General features: G+C 71.0%; 13 protein-coding genes and 1 CRISPR repeat array. Of the genes, 5 read left to right on the top strand and 8 right to left on the bottom strand.

Translation table 11 applies throughout. The features are described from left to right. Positions 1-6: 6 nt before the first annotated feature. Positions 7-1,578, top strand: a complete 1,572-nt coding sequence (locus tag F4561_RS20160) for a hypothetical protein (protein ID WP_184580930.1) — start codon at positions 7-9, stop codon at positions 1,576-1,578. A gap of 114 nt (positions 1,579-1,692) precedes the next feature. On the opposite strand, the gene F4561_RS20155 is transcribed toward F4561_RS20160, so the two are convergent. From F4561_RS20155 to F4561_RS20125, 7 genes are all read right to left on the bottom strand, one after another. Then, on the bottom strand, positions 1,693-3,945 hold the full coding sequence (locus F4561_RS20155) for a TIGR03986 family type III CRISPR-associated RAMP protein (protein ID WP_312885391.1): 2,253 nt from the start codon (positions 3,943-3,945) through the stop codon (positions 1,693-1,695). A gap of 149 nt (positions 3,946-4,094) precedes the next feature. Continuing rightward, a complete protein-coding gene (locus F4561_RS20150) occupies positions 4,095-4,829 on the bottom strand; it encodes a hypothetical protein (protein ID WP_184580929.1) in 735 nt (244 codons plus the stop codon). Beyond that, positions 4,826-6,562 (bottom strand): RAMP superfamily CRISPR-associated protein, encoded by a 1,737-nt coding sequence (locus F4561_RS20145; protein WP_312885390.1) that lies wholly within the window; start codon positions 6,560-6,562, stop codon positions 4,826-4,828. The genes F4561_RS20150 and F4561_RS20145 overlap by 4 nt, the downstream gene beginning before the upstream one ends. Then, a complete protein-coding gene (locus tag F4561_RS20140; RefSeq protein ID WP_184580928.1) occupies positions 6,559-8,382 on the bottom strand; it encodes a hypothetical protein in 1,824 nt (607 codons plus the stop codon). Before F4561_RS20140 ends, F4561_RS20145 begins: the two co-directional genes overlap by 4 nt. Beyond that, positions 8,379-9,065, bottom strand: coding sequence for a hypothetical protein (locus tag F4561_RS20135; RefSeq protein WP_184580927.1), 687 nt, complete (start codon positions 9,063-9,065; stop codon positions 8,379-8,381). Before F4561_RS20135 ends, F4561_RS20140 begins: the two co-directional genes overlap by 4 nt. Then, on the bottom strand, positions 9,062-10,804 hold the full coding sequence (locus tag F4561_RS20130) for a hypothetical protein (RefSeq protein WP_184580926.1): 1,743 nt from the start codon (positions 10,802-10,804) through the stop codon (positions 9,062-9,064). Before F4561_RS20130 ends, F4561_RS20135 begins: the two co-directional genes overlap by 4 nt. 125 nt (positions 10,805-10,929) lie before the next feature. Beyond that, on the bottom strand, positions 10,930-13,089 hold the full coding sequence (locus F4561_RS20125) for a CRISPR-associated protein (protein ID WP_184580925.1): 2,160 nt from the start codon (positions 13,087-13,089) through the stop codon (positions 10,930-10,932). A gap of 629 nt (positions 13,090-13,718) precedes the next feature. Here F4561_RS20125 and F4561_RS20120 point away from each other — a divergent pair. Both F4561_RS20120 and F4561_RS20115 read left to right on the top strand, forming a co-directional pair. Continuing rightward, complete coding sequence (locus F4561_RS20120; protein WP_184580924.1) at positions 13,719-14,699, top strand: hypothetical protein; 981 nt, start codon at positions 13,719-13,721, stop codon at positions 14,697-14,699. Positions 14,700-14,931: 232 nt separating this feature from the next. Continuing rightward, a CRISPR array of direct repeats spans positions 14,932-16,059; the repeat unit is 29 nt; unit sequence GTGCTCCCCGCGCACGCGGGGATGGTCCC. Between the two features lie 79 nt (positions 16,060-16,138). Further along, positions 16,139-18,058, top strand: a complete 1,920-nt coding sequence (locus tag F4561_RS20115) for a sensor histidine kinase (RefSeq protein WP_184580923.1) — start codon at positions 16,139-16,141, stop codon at positions 18,056-18,058. A gap of 26 nt (positions 18,059-18,084) precedes the next feature. Here the strand turns inward: F4561_RS20115 and F4561_RS20110 are convergent, their stop codons facing one another. Beyond that, complete coding sequence (locus F4561_RS20110; RefSeq protein ID WP_184580922.1) at positions 18,085-18,690, bottom strand: response regulator transcription factor; 606 nt, start codon at positions 18,688-18,690, stop codon at positions 18,085-18,087. Positions 18,691-19,300: 610 nt separating this feature from the next. Here F4561_RS20110 and F4561_RS20105 point away from each other — a divergent pair. Both F4561_RS20105 and F4561_RS20100 read left to right on the top strand, forming a co-directional pair. Next, positions 19,301-19,888, top strand: a complete 588-nt coding sequence (locus F4561_RS20105) for an NADPH-dependent FMN reductase (protein ID WP_184580921.1) — start codon at positions 19,301-19,303, stop codon at positions 19,886-19,888. A 10-nt stretch (positions 19,889-19,898) separates the two neighbouring features. Beyond that, positions 19,899-20,723, top strand: coding sequence for a EutQ-related cupin domain-containing protein (locus tag F4561_RS20100; RefSeq protein WP_184580920.1), 825 nt, complete (start codon positions 19,899-19,901; stop codon positions 20,721-20,723). Positions 20,724-20,812: the final 89 nt, after the last annotated feature.

Genomic DNA, 20,812 nt, shown 5'->3' with positions numbered 1-20,812 from the left:
GTTGAATTGGCGGAACTGTTCACGCGCCTGTCCGGCGGGGTCGCGGCAAGCGCCACACCGGTCCGAGACTCACCCCCCTACGACCCGGGCGTCGTGCTGCGGCGGCTGGACACCCCGCTGCGGCGGCTGTGGGCACTCGACTCCCCGAAGCGGGACGGATCGCTTGGGCGCGACACGGCGGAAGTGGAGGCGGCGATCGACGAGCTGTGCCGTCACCTCGCGGACAACGGCGACGGCGCCTCCTCCGGCAGGCGGATCGACGACGAGCGGGCCGAATGGCAGATACGCGAACTGGTGCAAGCCCCGCAGGCGTTGCTGGAGCGCTCCGTCGCCCTCGACCAGGAGGGAAGTGCCCGCGAGCACTGGGCGCGGGCCTGCCTGGCAGCCGAGGCCGTGTGGCGCCATCTTGCCGCCGCGGGCCAGGAGCATCCCGGCCTGCGTCGGCTCCGCCCACTGGGCGCGCGGATGCGGTTTCTGCTGCTCGCCGAGCCCTTCCGCTATCGCGGAACCGGTCTCGCCCCGTGGACACCCTCCCCGCTTGACGCTGACTACGGAGCAGCCCACGGTGCGGTGGGTGTCGTGTTCGGCTCGGGCACCGAGTACGTGCTGGTGGAGCGGGTCCGTGCCGCCCGCCAGGAATGGTTGGCCTACCTGGACGCCTACCAGTCTCATCCGGTGCTCGCCCAGGCACCCCCGGGAGATGTCGAGGTCGAGCTGCGTGAGCTGGCCGCCGCGCGCGGCTACCGCAGCGGGCCGCTGGTGCTGTCCCCGAACTCGCTCGATCGGCTGGATCGTCCCGGCGGCGGGGACCTGGCCGCCGCCCGGGAGGTGGTCGAGCGTCACCTGCTGCCCCGGTTCCGGATCGGCGCGGTCGCGCTTCTGGCCTTCGCGCCGGTGGCTGTCCGGGGGGTTGGGCGTGTGGCGGTGCTGCGCCGCTGCGGCGAGCGGCTCCGCTACGCGCTGGCGGCATTGTCGGTGGTGGGCGTGGTGGCGGCGTTGTGGTTGGCCTTCGTCACGAGGGATTTCCCCGCAGCGGCGGTGGTGGGAGCCCTGGTCTACACGGCGATCGGCGCGGGAACCGTGCTGTTCGGCACGCTGTGGTCCGCGCCGTGGCTCCTTCGTGTCCCGGCGGCGACAGCGGTTGGGCTGGTCCCCCTGATCGCGTTTCCTGACTGGTGGCAGCACGTCCGAATCGACTGGCCATTGCCGCCGGTGCAGTGGGCACCGTTGGCGGTGCCGGTGGTGGCCGCGTACGGCTACCTGGTGGTGGAGGGGCGCAACCACGGAGTGGGAGAAGCGGCGGCACTGCTGCGGGCATTGGGGATCACCGGTGTCGCGGCGGCGCACGCCCCGCTGGTGTGTCTGGTGGGCATGGTGGGGGTGGCTCCGGTGTTCACCGTCCCGCACGGGCCCGGCAGCCTGGCCGCTGTGTGGGTCGGCGACAGCGGCGACCCGATCGCGGTGCTGCTGGTGTCGTCCGGCTGGTGCCTGGCTGTGGGGGTGTTCTCCCAGATTCTGTGGGAGGACCGTCCGGTCACCGCGCCACTGGCGCATCTGAGATGGCGAGCGGACGGTTAGGCCCAGAACAGTGCGGTGGACGGTCCTGGCCGGGCCGGGTCCGTAGGCGTTTCCCCATGGGAGGACAGCGCCCCGCGAGCCGTGTGCCCGCGGGGCGATGCCCTACCCAGGTGCTCAGGACGGCCTTCGATGCGCCTCGCAGTAAGAGAAACGCTCCTGGATAGTGGGTAGCACCGGGTACAGCGCGTACTCCTTGAGATCCATGGGGCGGGTGCACTCCCACGGCAACCGGTCGCGCCACTGTGTGGCGAGGAGTAGAGCCTCCACCCGCGCGATGGAGCGCCAGTCATCTGGCCCCGCACGGCGCAGCCGGACCGCCTCCGAGCGCTCCCATTCGGTGAGGGCACCGTCGAATGCCGCCAGGTGGTCGCTCACCTCGGTGCGGTCGGCCGCCCGGATTCCCGCGTCCGGGTCGAGAGACTCGAACCGCGCCTCGGGGGCGACCAGGTACAGCCGGGGGCGGATGTGCACGCTTCCCAGGCCCAGCGCCTTACCCATGCCGATCTTGTGCGCGTGGGTGGGATTGTGTTGGTCGCCGCCGCCCGGCGGGTTGCCCAGCAGCAACGCTCGCAGCAGCCCACCCAGCTCCGCTGACGTGAGGTTGGTGAAGGTGATCCGCCCGCTGAAGCCCGCGCCCTTGTCGATCGGGCGGATATCGCGCTCGGTATCCCCCTTGCGATCCTCCGAGGGGCTCATGTCTCGGAAACGCTGGTCACCGTCGTATCGGTGCAGGTAGACCTTGTATCCGCCAAGGCGGATGTCGTCCTCGTGCGCCCAGGTGAGCAGGTCGGGTCTGGTACCCCACTTGTTACGCGCGGGCTGGACGACATAGTTCGCGAAACACAGGCGGCCGGGGTTGAGTAGTTCCACCCGCAGCGGGTGCGGATACTCGGGGGCGCCACCGGTGCTCACCGCCGAACCGAAAGAGATCCTGCCACGTGCCGCGGTGACCCTCTCCTCGGCGCCGAAAAGGTCGATGTCGCCGAACAGTGCCCGCGGCACGTCAACGGCGCGGCCCGGGGCGTGATTCTTCGCGTGTTGCGGGCTGAGCACCGCCGCGGGCACAGCTCGCTCGATCGGGGTGGTCTCCGTATCTCCCACCGCCACCCGGTAGCCGCCGGAGCGGCCGAAGGAGACAACTCTCCCGCTGTCGTCGGTCCGGTACCACACGGGTTCCGGAGTGTTGCGGGCAAAGCTTCCGTACTTGTTGTCGCGGACAGCAGGCCGTCCCGGATCCGCTCTGCCCACTGCGACGTCCTCGTCGTTGGGGAAGTTCCTCTCCTGGAACTGGGTGACCTGGCTGGCCGATTCCATCAGGGCGACCAGGTCATCGGGCACATCCAGCGGAGCGCCCGCCCCCTCATCCGGAAACAGGTAGGCGTTCTTTCGTCCCCCGGCGGCGACTCCGGTCAGGACGAGGACACACGTGAGCTCTCGGATAGGGGCCGCCTCGTGGCGGTTCTCCTCCAGGGCGCGCCTGAAGTCTTGGGACTTCCTGTTCTTCCAGCGGTGGTCAAGGCGTTGGCGAACAGCCTCTTCGTCTCCCTCCTCCATAGCTTCTCCCTCGGGGAGGACCGCCATGGCCCAGTAGTTGTACTCGTAGGTGGCGTTCTTCTTTGGTACATCTATCTCGGGGCACAGCGCGGTGACCTTCAGGTGCTGGAACTCGCGGTGGTACTCGGCGGGGATGTAGTTCTCCCGCTTCTCCTCGTTCTCTTGCCCCGGCTCCGGAGGAAGCGGGAATGGAGGCAGGTCCGAGAAGCACTCTTCGAAGTCTTCTTTCAGGTGTTCCAGCTGGATCTTGAGTGGGCGTTCGGTGGCGATCGGGTAGATCCGCCACTTCCCGTCCTCGTGGCGCAGGAACCCGGCCGGCATCGGATTGCTGGGCAGGCTGGGGGGCGTGCCATGGCGCTCGTCCCGGTAGAGCCGGTGCAGCTCCTGCATCACCGTCCTGGAGCGTGGATTGTCGGCTGAGCTCACCGGGGCACGGAAGAACAGTTGTGGGGTGTTGACCGGCCCGGTTTCCCCGCCGGTGAGCAGTCGTAGCTGGTTGCGGACCAGGCCGCGCAGAGCGGAGCCGGGAACGGCGGGGGCCTCGTTGATCACGAAAGGCCGGTTCTCCTTCCCGTCCTCCCCGGCGGTCCCCAGGAACAGCGGGGTGAGAGCGTGGATGTCGACGTCGATCCAGCCGGTGTGGGTACCGGGTATGCGGCTGTCGTGGCTGCGCAGCAGGTCCCGCTGCGTGACTCCCTCCTGCTGGAGGCGCGCGTGCAGCGTTTCGGCGGGCATGGGGCGTTCGGGCAGCGGCACCAGGCCGTAGGGTGCGACGGCCCGGTAATCCTCGCCCGGGCCGGGGCCGGGGTGCACGCTGCGCGAAGACCCCGCCCCTCCGGCCGCCGCAGGGCCGCCGCGCCCGGACCCGCCTGGCTGTCTCCGGGGTGTGCCGCCGCGGCCCGGTTTGGGTCCGCCCACCCGCTTGGCCATCTCGCCTGGCGACGGTGCCTTCCTCGGTTCAGTCATTCGTCGTCCTCTTCCAGTGCCGACGGTGCTCCCGTAATCAGGGGTGCGGTGGGCTTGGGGCCGGTGTGGTAGCCGGTCAGGCGGTGGAATGCCACGTGTACCGCTCCGGTGGCGGTGTCCTGCGCCCAGTACTCTCGGACGCTGAGCCAGCTTCCCTTGCTGGTCCACTCCTCTTTGCCCGCCTTCTTCGACGACGGCAGCACCCCGAAGTCCGCAAACGTGTCCGGGTGCAGCGCGGCGGAGCCGGACAGTTCCCGGCTGCGGGTCATCGGAGGTTCGCCGTCGAGGACGGTGGTGTGGCGCGGCTCAGTGCTCCAGCCCAGCAGCAGGAAGGAGCGATCCCGGGGGCGCAGCCATCCGGGCAGTTCGTTGACACCGGCACTGTCGACGGCGCTGTGCGCGAACCCGGCTTCCTCGCCTATGCGGATCTGGGCGTGCTCGGTGAACACCACGGCCTCCAGGAGCCGCCAGGCGTCGGACCGGTCGCCGGCCAGCGGCCCGCTGTCACGATGAGAGGATTCCAGCCGCCAGGTGCCGGCGGCGCAGTACCCGGTGATGCGGGCGTCGCCGAGTTCGGCGAGCAGCCACTGCGGGCCGCCGGCGGTGTCGAGCGTGTCCAGGTGCGCGCAACGGCGCCCCGCGCCGAACACGTCGGCGAAAACCGCCGTGGTCTCGTCATCATCCAACGGCCGGACATCGACCCCGTACACGGTGGTCTCGGTGCCGGTCATGCCGTACTCCCCTCGCTACCTGCCTTCTCGTCCACGGTGTGCAGAGCCTCGCGCAGCGCTGCGACCCACTCGGCCAGAGCCGCTCGCTCCCGACCGTCCGGTTCCCGCAATGCTCGGATCAGGTCCACCGCCTCCGCGTGGTCCGCGTGGTGACACACCAGCTCGGCTCCGGTGACGGTGACGCGGCCGTGTCCCACACTCGCGCCGCCGCCGATGCCGTCGAACGGCACCGTGTGCAGCTCCCGGACGATGAGGCCGAGGAGGCCGCGGGTGGCGGCGTCGGGGGAGTCCACATCGAGCACGAACTCCGCGGTGCCCCCGGCGTGCAGCTCGTCGGTGAACAGGCGGGTGTCCACGGTGTCGCCGAACAGGGCGTCGATCGTGGTGCGGGTGGTGCGCAGTGGTTCCCCGCCGTCGACGGCCGGGGCGGATCGCAGTGTGATCCGCGCGGGCTCCGGGGTTCCGGTTTCCAGGTCGCCGCCCCACAGCCGTGTGTGCCAGGCGCGGGCGGCACCGTCCAAGCTGTGCGCCTGACCGGACAGGTCCCGCACGATCCGCCGTCCGACCCGTTTGACCAGGGAGAACAGTGCGGTATCGCCGAGCATTGGCCGCCACTCCACCGTTCCCTGGTGGGTGAGGTGGGGACGGCGTCGATGCGCGCGGTCGGTGTTCTCGGGAGATTCCGGATGGGGGGTGTCCCCGAGCAGGATCAGGCCTGGCTGCGACTCGCGGTCGCCGTTACCGTTCTCGGGCGCGGCGGGCAGGAACGCGGCCGTGGGGCGTTCCCCGATGACCACGGTGAGGCGCAGCTCGTCGCGGATGCGCTGGTCGGTGCCGAACTCGGCCAGAGTGGTGGTGAAGGCGGAGCCCACCGGCTCGGGCATCGCTCCGGTGAGACAGGCGGTGAGAGCGGCGGCCCGTTCGGGCGCCTCCTGGTCGGCGACCGCCGTCCGCGCCTCCGCCCACCGCTGGTCCCAGGTCCGGGCGTGGAAGGCGGCCCACCCCTTCGGGTCACGCAGGTCGTGGCGGTGAGCGTGCCAGGTGTCGGCGCGCACCGCACCCAGCCCGCGCCCGGAACGCGCACCCAGGCGGATGCCGGGACCGTACTCGGGGCCGGCCAGACCGTCGGCGGCCAATGCGAGCAGCGCCAGCAGCCGCCCTTCCCGCGTGGTGCCGGTGGTGTGCAGCCGCATCGTGGCGGTGAAGACGGTCCCGGCGGGCAGCACCTCCATCTGCCACAGCAGACCGGGGGCGACGGCGCCGCTGTCGGGGTCGACACGGTTGCCGAACCGCACCGCCACCGGTTCCTCGTCTGTTTCGCCCGTGTCGCCGCCCTTCTCCCTGCGGGGCAGTTGCCCGGTGGCGTCATCGAGGTCAAGCGCGCTCATGGTGGGAGGCCGTTCGGGATCGGCGTCGACATCCTCGCGCGGGTCGGCTTGGCCAAAAAGCTCCTTGACCGCCTCAGCCCCCGCCGGGCCGAGACGGGCGGCGAGGTGGTGGCGCAGCAACCCGGCCAGGGTGGTGGCGCGCAGTCGGGGTGCTCCGTCGACCGGGTCACGGTCAATGAGACGGTCCACCTCACCGGGTGCGGCGTGGCGCGGGTAGGGGTCGGCGGCGCCGATGTGGGTGTCGGTAAGCAGCCGCAGCCGAGCCGTGACCTCCCATACGGCATCGGGGTCGTGCACGGCTCCCGGGACCAGGCCGTGCAGGTGCGGGTCGGTGGGTCGGGTCACGCGTGCCCCCCTTCGTTGTCGTGTCCGGCGCGCGGCGCCCCGTCGGTCTCCGCGTCAGCGCGTTTGCGGCGGGCGGCCTCGGTGAGCCAGGTGGTGATGAGCAGCCTGGTGAGTTCGGCGGCGGTGTCAGTGGAGGTGAGCCAGGCGCGCGCGGCCGCGGTGAGAGGGGAACGGTCCTCGGAGGAGCGGGTGATGTCCACCCGGGCGAGTGCGTTCGCGAGCGTGCTGTCGTCCGGGCCGTGGCGACGCCACCATGTCACCGGGTTGCCGGCGGCTTTCTCCAGCCAGGTGGTGAGAGACACTCGCCCCTCACTGTGGGGGATCATCGGTTTCGACACCGCCTTGTGAGCGTGCGGGGCGAAGCCGTCGACAGTGCTGTGCAGAGCAGCGAGCGTGTGCGTTGGCGTGCCCGGTAGGGTGGCGACCTCACGCAGCCGACCGAGCAGGCTAGGCGTGGGCAGGTCGCCGAGGGCGGCGCGTTCCGCCAGAGCACGGGCATGGGCGCGAACGGGCTCGGCAGCCGCCCCGGCCAGCAGATTGCGGAACAGCGCCACCACCTCCTCCGGCGCGTCGTCGATGGTGGTGGGAGGCCATCCTGAGGGCAGCGGGATCGAATTGCCCTCGGGGAGCGAAACCGCCGCGGGTGCTGTCCCGAGCGCGTCCTCCCTGTTCTGCTGTCCGGCGGGGTGCTCCGCGGGGCGGCACGAGATCCGTTCGGGGTGGCGCCTCCCCGCTTCTGGCAGCGGGCGCAGCACGAAGCAGCCGCAGCCGTCGGCGGCGCGCCCGCCCACCGGCTGGGCCTCCAGCGCCCGTACCTGCTCAGAGGTGATGTGCCGCAAGGACCGCAACCGCACCACCGCCCCTGGGGCCGCGGCCCACCGGGCGGCCATCGGGCTCGTGTAACGGCGGTGGTAGTTCTCCACGCGGCAGCGGTCCACGACCACGCCGGCGACCTGGGCCGTGTCCGGGCCGAGCGTGCGTTCCACCAGGTCGGTGACGGCCGGCCCCAGTGCCTGGGGGCGGGTCTCGCCGTGTTCGTCGGTGATGAGGGCGGGCCCGAGCAGCACCAGGTCGCGACACTCCCCTTCGGGCCATGCCCGGCTGGGGTAGAGCCGGTCCGGCACGACGGGGTGCTCGGGGTCGGTTTCCGGGGTCAGGGTGATGCGGACCCCTCCGCCGTGAGCGCGAGTGCCCCCGGTGCCCAGCACCAGGGTGCCGTCGGTTTCCGCCAGCACCGCGATGACCTGGCGGGCGAGCCGGGAAAGGTCGTCCCGTGTGTCGGCGCGCAGCTGCCAGCGGGTCTCGAACACCTGCCCGGCGTCGAGCATGGTGGTGAGATAGGGGACCCCTTGCGGGTTGCGGCCGCCGCGTGACCGGCCGAGGTACTGTTCGGTGGTGGTCGCGACCTCGACGCTGTGCTCCAGGGTGGGGGCGACGAACCCGCCGAGCCGTTTGGTGGCGTGGGACGTGCCGGATCCGGCCAGGGTGTCCACGATGAAGGGGGACGCCTCCCCGTTCTCGGGTTTCGTCACGTGCAGGGCGGCCGGGGTGGGAAACGCCGCCAAGGGAGCGCCGCTCACCGCGCGGTCCTCCAGCCGGGGGAGGGCCGGGGTGAACCGGACCTGCTCCCCACGTGCCACCCAGGTGTCGACCAGGTCGTGATGGCCGCGGCGGGCGAGGGCGGCGGCGACCATGCCACGCAGCGCCCGGCCCGGAACGTAGGGCTCACTGGTTACGTGCAGCGGGTTGAAACCGGTGCGCAGCACCGCTGTGTCGGTGAACAGCAGCCGTAGCGGCAGGTACCCGGTGACGATGCTCATGCCCGGCCTCCTTCCGGGCCGTCGAGTTCGGCCAGGGCGACGGTGTAGTCGTGCGGGTCCCGCTCCCCGGCCGGGTCGGCGAGGCGCACGTCAATGCGGCCCCGCCCGCGGGTGACCCGGAGCCCGGCAGCGGTGGTGGCGAGTGCGGTACGGGCGAGACAGCGCAGCAGCGCCGCGTCGGGCGGGGCGGCCCACCCCAGCTCGGCCACCAGACGCAGGCGAGGGCGGAGCGCCTGGTTGGTGCGCAGCCGCCCGGGAACCGGGGCGCCGTGGGCGTCGACCTCGGTACCGCTCTCCTCGGTGGTGTAGGTGTCGGTGACAGCGCGCGCCAAGGCCTCCCGCTGGTGCGATGCGGAACGCTGCGCCATGGCCCAGGCCACGGCGGCACGGACCGGATGGGCGAGACGGGCATGGCCGATACGCAGCAGCCGGTGCTCCTCGTGGCCGCCATTCGTGGTGCCCAGCAGGTCCCTGGCGGCGGTGCCCAGGTTGGTGCCCGGCTCGGAGCGGACGGCGCGGACGGCACCCTCGCGTAGCCGCGCGGCGATGCGGTGCCGGGGCAGGTAGGGAAGACCGTGCGCATCAGTGACGATGCCGGTGTGCACGCCGGAGTCGGCCGCCGTGGCGGTGAACAGGGCGGGTGACGCGGTGTCGACGACCAGCACCGCGGGAGGAGCGCTCACGCTGTGCTCCCTTCGTGGTGGACGGTGGGGGCAAGATCGATGTCGAGGTGGGTGTCGAGTAGGTCCAGGGCGGCCAGCAGGCGCGCGCGGGTCGGGGCGTCCGGCTCGGAGTCCGGGCGGACACCAGGTAGTGCGGTGGGCAGCCCGAGCTGCTCGCGGCGGGTGAGCTCGGGGCGCAGCATCCCGCCATCGAGCAGGAGCTTCCGCAGGTCCGAGAGCAGCCAGGAGCGGTGGTCAGCCCAGACCGTGCTGCGCAGACTCGTGGGCTCGTCCGGGGCGAAGCAGGTGGTGAGAAACTCACGGAACTCAGAGCCGAGCATCGGCTGGGCGTTCAGGCTCTCCCCGGTGGCACTGTGTCGTCCGGTGAGCCGGCGCACCACCCTCTCGGGGGTGTCGAAGTCCCGCGACCAGGCCACCGCGTGCTCGTCAGTGGCGCCTTCGGCCGTGCGGTGCTGCTTGGCGAGGGTGCACAGCTCGTCGCTGATGTCGTACGCGGCGAGCAGGGGCGAGCCGACCGGCTGCACAGCGATCCCGGCCTTCACGGTTGGGACACCGGTCTCGGTGCTGGTGCCGGACAGCCCTGCGGTGCGCCCCCACGGCCATGCGGTGCGCGCTGCCATAGGGCGTCGCGGGTCGCCGTTGGTGAGGAGGTGCGTGTGCGGGGTGGAGTCGAGCCAGGCGAACGCGAATCGGGTGAGGCTCCAGGCCAGGCGGGCGTCGCAGACGACGGTGAGGTCGTCGCCGGCCACCACGATGGGCCGCACCGGCACCCGCACGCCGCGGCGGCGGTGCGTGTGCGGGTGCAGGACGCTGCCCGCGCCGGTACCGCGGAGGATCGGGTTCCGTGTCTCATCTAGCTGCAACCGGTTGGCGACAGCGGTGATCATCGCCTTGGCCAGCCCGTGGGTGAGGTCGGCGATCTGATCAGAGACGGTGCGCAGCCCGGTGAGGTGGTCCGCGCCGTTGCGGCTCAGCTCGTGCCGGTAATTGCGCAGTGCGGTCCCCAGGTCGTTGAAATCCAGGTGGATGACGGCCTGCTGGCTGATGTCGCCCAGTTCCCGGCCGAGGTGCTCCACGCTCATCGGCAGGTCCAGGGCCCGCCCGCCGAGGTCGGGTTCGGCGCCGTCGAGCAGGGAGCCCACGGTCGCTTTGTGCCAGCGGCGGCCCCGGTAGCGGGCGTGCACAACGTCGCGGGCCACCCGCTCGTGGCGGTCGCTGCGGCCACGCAGGTGATCCACGGTCTCGGCGGGACGGCCGGTGACGTCGCACAGTGCTGTCACGCCGTAACCGAGCACCGGCGTGTGCGCGGCGGCGCGCTCCTGATGTACCTGGGACAGCTCGTGCTGGAGTTCGTCCTCGGCGGCGGCGAGAGTGGGCGCCGTGGGCTGGTCCGGACCGAAGGCCACGTGCGCGACCACCGGCCTGAACAGGTCGGAGACGTCGTGCAGGTAGCGGGTGTAATGGGCGGTGAACGTCCGAGCGTCCTCGGGGGCGGCGAAGGCGACGGTCAGGGCACCGCCCGCGTCGCGCAGCACCGTACGGGGGCCGAGCCCGGTCAAGAGGTGGCCGATGCCGTCCGGGTTCGCGGGGTCGGTGTCGGTGAGGTCGGCGACCATAACGGAGCGGCCGATCGCGTCGAGCAACCGCCGGCCTTCGTAGATGAACTCCTGGATGCCGCTCAGGTCGACGGTGACCAGAACCCCGGAATCCGCGTGCCAGGGGTCGGCGTCGTCGGGCATGGATACTCCCGTCTCTCGTGTGGGTGGGGCGTACATGTGGTCCTCTCGGACACGGGCGTGGCGGAGGCGGTGGCCACGATGCGCCTCCCCGTCGCCGCCCGCACGATCGGTGGCGAGCGCGCAGCTCACACCCCCAGCCCGCGCAGGTGGGCGGTTAGCGCGGCGCGGAACTCCGGGGTCCCCGGGGTGGCGGAGACCACCTTGGGGCGCAGCGACTCCTCGTGCCCGGTGATCTCCTCGGTGGCGGTGCGCGGGTTTCGGCCGTGTCGCGCCTGTGACTCGGCGCCGGAGATCTCCTCTGAGCTGGTTTCGGTCCAGGCCAGCCAGTCGACGAGGTCCAGCGCGCGGCGCACCGAGCCCTCGCCGGGGCGATGTAGCGCCAGGGTCAGCCCGGCCACCCCGCAGGCCGCGTTCAGCCGCATGGTCGCGGCGAACACCGCGTGCGCCCAGTCGCCGGGGGTGAGCCGTTGCCGGCGGGACCAGCACGGCGCGGTCAGACCGACGGCGCGGTCGGCGACCGTGACGACGAGAGTGGGCCGCTGGTCGACGGAGCGGCGCGCCAACGGCGACTCCGCGCTGTCGGCGAGCACGGTGCCATCCACCCACACGGTGGGCGTATGGCCCTGTTCCCCGGCGTGCTCGCGCAGCACGGCGGCGGCACTGTCCAGCAGGTCGGTATCCACCTGTTCTTCGGCGAGCTGGTGGTGGATCCTTCCGGTCAGCGGCACAGCGAGCGGTGTGTAGCCGCGTAGCACGCTGGACCAGTCCACGGCGGCCACCCCCGAAGAGCCGACCGGGCCGTGCGCGTGGCATGAGACACGCCGGGTGACCGGGGAAAGGTAGGTGACGCAGCCGCCGCGGGCGTGGGCGGCTAGCGCCAGCCCGGTGCTCATCGCCTTGGTGCCGGTGGTGACGTCGGCGACGACGGGGGTGTCGCCGGAGGCGTACTGGTCGATCTTGGCGTGGGCCAGGGCTGCGACGCGCGCCGCGTCAGAGGCGTCGACGGCGGTGTGCCCGAACTTCACTCGGTTCCGGTACCGGCGCAACCGGGCGGGGAGCTGCCGCCGCCGCAGGGCTTTGAACTCGTCGGGGTTCTCGGCAGCGAAGAGCGTGTGGCACACGGCAGGGGCCAGACCGGCGACCTCGCGCTCGCTCTGCGGGGTGTGCAGCAGCACCGTCTGGGACGGGCGGTAGGCATGCGCGGCGGCGAGCACGCCCAGGCGGCTGCCGCCCACTCCCATTAGCAGCAGCGGGCCGTCGTTGTGCCCGGGATGGTCACCGGGTGGCTGGGCCGGCACAGGAGCCTGCACGGGGTCCGGAGGGGTGGATCCATGCCGGGGAAGGAAGAACCCTTCCAGCAGGTCCCGAGCGGTGTGGAACTCCCCTTCCAGTTCCGCGCGGGCGCGCACGTGCAGCGGTGCCCCGTTGAGCTCCGGGTCGTAGTCGGCGATCCGGAAGCGTGAGCACGCCCCGGGCTCCCCGTCGTGCACCAGCAGCACCCGGGTCGCCGAGCCGAAGGCTCGCTTGGCCTTGGTGACCGCCCACCCGGCGGCACCGGGGATCCGGTCGGGGTCCTTCTTGACCTCCACACACAGGATCCGGTGCCGGTAGCGCACGATCAGGTCGAAGTCACCAATGCTCTGCTCGGGGGCGCCGGGGTCGGGCATGATCTGGTTACCGATCACCTCGGAATCCGGAATTCCAGAAAGCTGGTCGCGGAACAGGGCGAGTACCCTCGCTTCCAGCTCGGCGCCTTCGTCCGGCCTTGCCGAGGGCTCCGCGGGATGCAGGTCGACCTGGTGCAGCTTCGCCAGGTCGGTGGTGGTCAGTGTGGAGCTGTCAGGGCCGCCGGGGTGCACCGAGCCGTCGGTGAACCGCAGGGCGTCGGTGGTGGCGTCGAGGTAGCTCCGCCAATGGTGCTGTTCGGGAAACAGGTCGAGGTGGCGCAGTACGGCGGCGATTCCCATGACCTTGGTGCCGCCGGTGTAGCACAACCGCCACGCGCCGCCCAGCGTGGGCAGGAGACCGGCGAAACGGCCGTCCACGGAGCGGAAGTCGTAGACGTCGCGGCCCAAGTCGAACAGTTCGGTGTGTTCGATGCGTGGACACAACCGCCGGGCCATTTTGGCGATCCGCTCGGCTCTTCCGAGGGTGTCGGCGCTGTGCACCAGCACCAGGCGCGGAGGCGCGAAGGTCAACGCGGAGAGGAGAGGCGGGGTGGGGCTGGTGCCGACCAGGGCGACCAGGGTCTGGGGAGCATCGGAGGGGGAGGAATCTGCTCGCATCCGGGATTTCTCGTGGGGAGTGTCTGCCTCCTATGTCTAGCGTTTCCCTGCCTCTGGTGTATGCCAATTCTGAAAATTGTCCGATTGCGGGCAACATGTTCGTGGTGGCGCCAGGGCGGGCGTCACGGAGCCCGATGTCCGTGTGTCGTCGCGGTCGAGAGTTCCGATGCCGGAGGCGAACCGCGAAACGTGCGGGAACCCTTTTGCCGATTGACCATGGAGTTTGACCTGATAGAGGTACTCTTCTAGCTTTGTGAGCGGTCACGCGCGCCACCATGACGGCGGTTCCCGCTAGTCGGCGTGGGTGTACCGCGCATACGTCCACACTTCTGTACCGCGCTTCTCCGGATGAGCTGGGGAAGGGATCCAGCTCCCGTCCAGGGAGAAGAAGAATCGTGGACACGTGCTGTCTGTTCTCTGATCTGCTGTGGTCGCAGGCGTTCCAACGCGTTCTCACGTCCGTCGTTGGGTGCGGCAACTGCGCAGCCGCCGGTCGTCGGACCGCCACTCAGACGTTCCAGTCGTGTGCGTCGCATGCCGCGCAGTTCGACTTCGCCGTGGAGTTGCTGGCCGAGTTCTGCCCATGCCCGGAGCATGGAGGAGCCCCCGACACGAGGATCGCCGCCCGCATGGCGGAGGTACACGCAACAGTGGCGAGCGGCGGCACCCCGAAACGGGCCGAGGTGCGCCCCCTGTGGTTCGCGTTGCGCGACACCGAAACCGACCGCGTCTTCACCCGGCTGCGCTACGTCTATCCGCAATGGCATGGCGGGACGCTGCGTTGCGCCTTCTCCGAACGGCCGCGGCGCTGGGCCCGGAAGTCGGCGGTAACCACGTACATCGCGCCGACGGTGTTGGAGCAGGAGGCGCTCGCCGCCCTCGTACAGGCTGCCGGATTCGGCCACCCGGCGGCGGATGCGCGCGATGGCGACTCCGTACCCACCCCGGCAGCCGCGGCGCACGGTTGCGCTACCGAGTCGGGGGCGGTCCCGACGTCCGACATCGCGGGGCGCGTCACGATCGACGCGCGACGGGAGGCGCCCCTGGTCTCGGTTTCGACGGGCGACTATCTGCTCCGCAAGCTGAAAGAACAGGCGTTGCCGCCCGTCCCGGAGCGGACGTGGACCGCCGACCAACTGCGCCGGGTGCGGTTGGGCGAGGAGCTGGCCGAGATGTGCGGAACTGAGCTGGCTCAGCGGCTATCGGGCATTCTGCTGCGCTTGGAGGAGCGGATGCCCCACCACTTCTGGCTGTTGGAGCAGGCACGTGGCCGCGCCAGTGGTGCCCCATACCGGCCGGTGGGCAGTGGAACGCCAGATGCTGTGCCTCCACCGGGGGAACCGCTGGCCCGGTTCTCCCGGAAGGAACGTGCGTGGCTGTCGCGGACCGTCGCGTCACTGCGTTCCCACGCCCGGCGCCACCCGTCGTACTACAGGGGAGACCCGGGAGCGGTGCTGGACCACTTCCTCACCACCCACCTGTGCGACCACCCGTCAGCCGTTCCGAAGCGCTGGGCCGCGGCACCGACTTTGGCCGAGACGCGCGCTGACCTTCTCGACGCACTGGTGACCATCGCTGAGGAGGAAGAGGTTGGTGGAGGCGGAACGTGATCTCGATGTCTTTTCTGGTCACCCCGGACGGAGCCAAGTGAGGAGCGGTACGGAGAAGGGGGCACGCTCGGAGCGTTCATGCGGGCCTTCCGCACCGAAACACTTGCGGTTGGCTTCGGGTGATCGCTCGCGTCACAGTGGCTGGAATGCGGAAGTTATGGGTGGTTTGCCGGTTTCTTGGGAAGTGAATGAAATGACGCTATTACTCTTGTAGAATCGCAGGTCATTCAGTGTGCTCCCCGCGCACGCGGGGATGGTCCCAAGAACCGGGCGAAGACGAAGACTGGCACCACGTGCTCCCCGCGCACGCGGGGATGGTCCCACCATCTTCGAGCCGACGGCGTCCGGGCCGTCGTGCTCCCCGCGCACGCGGGGATGGTCCCCGCCCGGTTTCCATGGTGGCGCTGGCCACGGCGTGCTCCCCGCGCACGCGGGGATGGTCCCAGCTCCGGGTAGTCCTCAGTGATTTTCTCGGAGTGCTCCCCGCGCACGTGGGGATGGTCCCAGAAGCTGCGCCCTCTGAGGAGGAGCCCGTCAGTGCTCCCCGCGCACGCGGGGATGGTCCCGGGCTCCGGATCGTCTACGTCGACAACTACTCGTGCTCCCCGCGCACGCGGGGATGGTCCCAGTCGCCATGGAGCACTGGCGCCTCCGGAGCCGTGCTCCCCGCGCACGCGGGGATGGTCCCAGGGTCGCTAATCGCTAGGTCATGCATCATTTGTGCTCCCCGCGCACGCGGGGATGGTCCCCGCCTCGGGGGAGATCCGCACAGATCAGGCGTGTGCTCCCCGCGCACGCGGGGATGGTCCCGGCTACTTCTCCGTAAAAGACCCGTTGCCGCAGTGCTCCCCGCGCACGCGGGGATGGTCCCGGGGGCCTGATGATGACGGCCCCGGGGGCGGGGGTGCTCCCCGCGCACGCGGGGATGGTCCCTGCATACCCCGCGATACCTACTGCTAGCGATAGTGCTCCCCGCGCACGCGGGGATGGTCCCCACACTGCCACCATCGGAAATTGATTCCGGTAGTGCTCCCCGCGCACGCGGGGATGGTCCCACCAGATGAGATCGCCCGTGGCCGGTGGGTGGGTGCTCCCCACGCACGCGGGGATGGTCCCTCGCTGCCCTCAGAGGGCTGCAGGCCGCATGTGTGCTCCCCGCGCACGCGGGGATGGTCCCCAGCACCAACCCCACCGACCGCTACCTGCACGGTGCTCCCCGCGCACGCGGGGATGGTCCCGGCCCACGCTCATCACGGAACGGATCGCGGTCGTGCTCCCCGCGCATGCGGGGATGGTCCCCGTGATGGTGTGCTCATAGTCATAGGTGGAGAGTGCTCCCCGCGCACGCGGGGATGCTGGGCTCCCGAAATGCCCCATATGTGGCTGTGCGGGTAGGTTTCCCTCTTGGTGTGTTCGGGATGGCTCTCGGGGGAGGTCATGTGGCAGTAGGGCGCGACCGCCACGCCGCGGACATGGCCCCGCGGTTGGCCAACGCCATCACTGTGGCGGTTTTCCTGCTGCACGCCACGGCCGCGTTGCAGACACTGTTCGTGAATACCCGGACGCCGGTGCCGCACGATCCCGCCTCCGTGGCCGTGGCTGTGGCACTGCTCGGCACGCTGTTCGCGCTGCAGCTGCTGCAGACCCGGTGGGTTGACCGCCCCGAGCGCCGGACCGCGGCGCTGCTGGTGCTGGCCGTCCAGGCAGGCCTGGTCTACCTGCCGGCCTGGCACTTCGCCCAGGCCTGGGTGGGCCTGCACTCGTTCCTGCTGGGGACCGCGCTGCTGGTCCTGCGCGGCCCCCTACGGTGGCTCGCGGTCCCAGCGGTACTCGCCGGGGATGCCCTGCACCAGGCGCTGGTGTATTACAGCCCGCAGGATGTGGGTTACGGCACTGTCTACACGCTCACCAGTGGGCTGGTGATCTTCGGGGTCTCCCGGCTGGGCGCCCAGGTGGCCGAGCTGAGCGCCACTCGCGACGAGCTGGCGCGGGGTGCGGTCGCCCTGCAGCGGGCGGAGTTCGTCCGCGACATCCACGCCACACTGGGCGACGCGCTCACCTCGCTCGTGATGCGGGGCGAACTGGCCCGCCGGCTGTTAGCCGGCCATCCGCAACAGGTACAGCGCGAGCTGGCGGCCATGCGTACCGCCGGACGCCGGGGCCTCGCCGAGGCCCGGAAGCTCGCCCGCGGCTACCGGGATGCGCCCCCGTGTGCGACCGGCAGCGCCCCTACTTCGCAGCGTGCGCTGCTGCGCCCGGCCTGGGCGCTGCTGGTGGCGGTGCTCGTCGGGTTCCTCGTCTCCCGGCAGTTGTCCGCCCTGCAGTTCCCGAACTTTCACACCACTGAGCTGGTTGTCGGCACCGCCTGCATGGCAGGGCTGGTCGCGCTGCACCCGCTGCAGGTGTCCTGGGCCGGCCGGCCGAGCCGGCAGGGGGGCGCCCGGCTCGCCCTGGCCGCGCAAGCGGCGCTGGCCGCACTGCCGGTGCTCGCCTTCCAGTCGCTGCACATGGTGCTGGCCAACGTGCTCGCGGCCAGTGCCCTGTTCGCGCTGCCCCACCGGATCCGCAGGAGCGCCTTCGCCGCCGTCGTCGCGTGCGTCGGACTGCTCGGGCTGTTCGCCGTGGACACCGCCCCGCTGGCCGCCGTGAACTACGTGATCATCGCACTGAACGGTGGGCTGAGCATCTACGGGATCTCGCGGCTGCTGCTCATGGTGAGCGAGGTCCAGGAGCTGCGCCGCGAGCTTGCCGAGACCGCCCAGGCCGCCGAACGGCTGCGCCTCGGTCGCGACCTGCACGATCTGCTGGGCTACTCCCTGTCCACCGTCGCCCTGAAGCTGGATCTCGCCCACCGCCTGGCCACCACTCAGCCCGACCGGGCCCTCTGCGAGCTGGACCAGGCCCTGAGCGCCGCGCGCGCCGCGCTGGGTGAGTTGGGCACCGTGGCCGAAGGGCACCGCGGGCCCTCCCTCCAGCAGGAGTACGCCACGGTCCGCGACACCCTGCGGTCCGCGGGAATCGCCGTGCGGTTGCGCACCGAGCAGGACCCGCTGCCCGCGCCGGTGGAGGCCACCCTCGCGTTCGTCCTCCGCGAGGCGACCACGAACCTGCTGCGCCACAGCACCGCCCGCCGGGCGCGGCTCACCGTCCGGAAGGACGATGACGGCAGTGTCACCGCCGAACTCGCCAACGACGGCGCCAGCGCCAGCCCCGGCGAGCCGGCCGGTGGGCTGGCCAACCTCACCCACCGCGCCACCGAATTCGGCGGCACCCTGCACACCCACCACACCGGCGGCTGGTTCCGCCTCACGGTGCGGATCCCGCTCGCCGCGGCCGAGCCGAGCGGGCCCCATTCCTGACCGGCTTCGCCGCGTCGGCGGCGGCCTCAGAGCCAGCCCTCCTCACGGGCGATGCGCACCGCGTCCACGCGGTTGCGCGCGTTGAGCTTGGTTGTGACCGAGGTCAGGTAGTTGCGCACTGTGCCGGTGGTGAGGAAGAGCCGCTTGGCCACCTCGGCGGCGTCCGCCCCTTCGGCCATGAGGCGCAGCACGTCCAGCTCCCGCGCGGTCAGCGGTGACTCCTGGCTGTCCAACGCCTCCAGGGCGAGCTGGCCGTCCACCACCCGCCGCCCGGCGTGCACGCCGCGGATGCCCTCGGCCAGCTCCTCGGGTGGGGCGTCCTTGAGCAGGAACCCGCCGGCCTTGGCGGCGAGGGCGCGGCGCAGGTTGGCGGGCCGTCCGAGCGCGGTGAGGATCAGGGTGCGGGTCTGGGGAGCCTGCTCGGCGACTTGGGCGGCGGCGGTCAACCCGTCGGTGCCGGGCAGGTCGATGTCGAGCACCGCGACGTCCGGCTTGTGCTCGCGTACCGCTGGCAGGATCCCGTCACCGGAAGCCAGCTCGGCCACCACCGCGATGTCGCCCTCCAGGCCGAGCAGGGAGACCAGCGCCCCGCGCACCATGTGCATGTCCTCGGCCACGACCACCCGGATCATCGGCTCCGCCTGCTCCTTCGTCGCCGGTCGGCGGTGCGGCCGGCCGGCCGCACCCTCAGGAAGGCTACCCCCGGGGGCGTGGCGCGGCCCTGGTTACCGGAGTCGCGGCGCAGCGTCACCGCTTCGCACACCGCCACGAACTGGTGCGCCGCATTTCCAGGCGGCAGGGCAGCGCATTCCATATTTGTTTCGACCTCGTTCTCGGTGCCGCCTCCGGGGCGGCCGCCCCGAAGGCGGCACCGCCGGAGACATAAGGGGCTGCGGGAACGCGGGAGCGGTCATCTGTACTGGTCATCCCCGCACTATGACGGATTCATAGTGCCCCGTGAAAAATCCATGGCGCAATTCGTGAATCCTGTACTACCCGGAATTCGCCATGCGTCGAAGAATGGCTCCGCCTGGCCTTGAGAAGCCGGGCGCGACCGTTTCGGGGCCGGCGATCCCAGCCCCGGGCCGCGCCGCGGTGGGCACCCAGGCCCGCACCGAACCCGAATATTGACCTCAATGAAACTTTAGGTTCTAGGTTTGTGGCCGCTGGAACCCACCGGGCCGCTGCAACGGCGCACCGGCCCGATCCGCACCACGAACCTCGTACCGGAAAGGCAGCATCATGGCGGACAGCCGCACCCTGAACGTGGCGGTCATCATCGGCAGCACCCGCAAGGACCGGTTCTGCCCCACCCCGGCGAAGTGGATCTCCCGGCACGCCGAGCAGCGCGGTGACCTGAACGTGGACCTGGTGGACCTGAAGGAGGCCGCGCTGCCGGACGTCCTGAACGGCGGCGACGACGACCCGGTGCCCGCGCCGGTGCAGGCCCTGCAGCCGCGCCTGGACCGGGCAGACGCCTTCATCGTGGTCACCCCCGTGTACAACAAGGGCTACCCGGCGTCGCTGAAGACCGCCATCGACTGGTACTTCCAGGAGTGGAGCGCCAAGCCGGTGGGGTTCGTGTCCTATGGCGGCATCGGCGGCGGCCTGTACGCGGTGGAGCAGCTGCGCCAGGTGTTCAACGAGGTCCACGCCACCACCATCCGCAACACCATCAGCTTCGCCAACTACTGGGAGCACTTCGACGAGCACGGCGAGACCGTCGAGGGCCAACCCCTGGAGGCCGCGGCCAAGGGGTTCCTGGACCAGCTGGGTTGGTGGGGCCGCGCGCTGCGCGAGGCCCGCGAACAGACCCCCTACGCCGCCTGAGGGGGCCCGCATGACCTTCGATCCCACGACCACCGCCCGGTTCACCGCCGCGGACGCCAGCCTGTGGAGCTGGAGCGACGACGCCGCCGGCACCCACGTCGGCTACATCGCCGACGCGGAGGAGGGCGCGGCCATGGGGCTGGCCTTCGTCCGGTTCGGTAAGGGGGTGAGCTTCGACTTCACCTGGCCCTACGACGAGTTCTGCGTGGTGACCAAGGGCAGCCTGAGCGTGCGTACCGGGGGCCGGCTGGTCACCGCGCGCGAAGGTGAGCTGATGACCCAGCCGCGCGGTGTGCCGGGCAGCTTCGAGATCACCGAGGACCTCGAGATGGTCTGCGTGCACCACCCCACCTTCGCCGAAGCACACGGCCTGACTCTGCGCGAGTACCGGGCCATGGCCGATGCCGGGAACCCACCGGACGCGCCGCCCAGCGTGCCCGGGGAACCGCGGGCCGGCCAGGTGTTCGACCCGAGCACGATGCAGGTCTTCGCGCTGGCCGACGTGCCGGAGTGGACATGCGTCGACGAACGGGGCGGCGCGGTGGGCTACCTCGCCGACCACGCCGAGGGGTCGCCGATGGGGCTGGCGTTCTCCGTCTTCCCCCGCGGCGGGGTCTACGAGTTCGCCCTTCCCTACGACGAGGTCGCCGCGGTCACCGCGGGCCGGTTCACCGTGCGCAGCCAGGAGGGCAGCTTCACGGCGCGTGCCGGGGAGATGCTCTACGTCCCCCGCGACGTCTCCGCGGTCTTCGAGATCGCTCAGGACACGGTGGCGGTCTGCGTGCACCATCCGACCTACCAGGAGGCCACCGGAACGGCCCCGCACCGGGGCTGACCTGAGGGCTCACCCGAACCGAGCCGCCCGGCCGGGGAGCCGGGCGGCTTCTTCCCGGGGGCGGGCGGACACCCGCGTCCCCGCTCCCA

It is taken from the genome of Lipingzhangella halophila, from assembly GCF_014203805.1.
In the GTDB taxonomy this organism is placed as follows: Bacteria; Actinomycetota; Actinomycetes; order Streptosporangiales; family Streptosporangiaceae; genus Lipingzhangella; species Lipingzhangella halophila.
This window is presented reverse-complemented; position numbering and strand designations above follow the sequence as displayed.

What these genes read in the sequence shown, in the direction of transcription:
- F4561_RS20100 (WP_184580920.1), top strand. Translation starts at nt 19,899, where the DNA reads ATGACCTTCGATCCCACGACCACCGCCCGGTTCACCGCCGCGGACGCC.
- F4561_RS20140 (WP_184580928.1), bottom strand. Translation starts at nt 8,382, where the DNA reads ATGAGCATCGTCACCGGGTACCTGCCGCTACGGCTGCTGTTCACCGAC.
- F4561_RS20120 (WP_184580924.1), top strand. Translation starts at nt 13,719, where the DNA reads ATGGCGGAGGTACACGCAACAGTGGCGAGCGGCGGCACCCCGAAACGG.
- F4561_RS20125 (WP_184580925.1), bottom strand. Translation starts at nt 13,089, where the DNA reads ATGCGAGCAGATTCCTCCCCCTCCGATGCTCCCCAGACCCTGGTCGCC.
- F4561_RS20130 (WP_184580926.1), bottom strand. Translation starts at nt 10,804, where the DNA reads ATGCCCGACGACGCCGACCCCTGGCACGCGGATTCCGGGGTTCTGGTC.
- F4561_RS20105 (WP_184580921.1), top strand. Translation starts at nt 19,301, where the DNA reads ATGGCGGACAGCCGCACCCTGAACGTGGCGGTCATCATCGGCAGCACC.
- F4561_RS20110 (WP_184580922.1), bottom strand. Translation starts at nt 18,690, where the DNA reads ATGATCCGGGTGGTCGTGGCCGAGGACATGCACATGGTGCGCGGGGCG.
- F4561_RS20150 (WP_184580929.1), bottom strand. Translation starts at nt 4,829, where the DNA reads ATGACCGGCACCGAGACCACCGTGTACGGGGTCGATGTCCGGCCGTTG.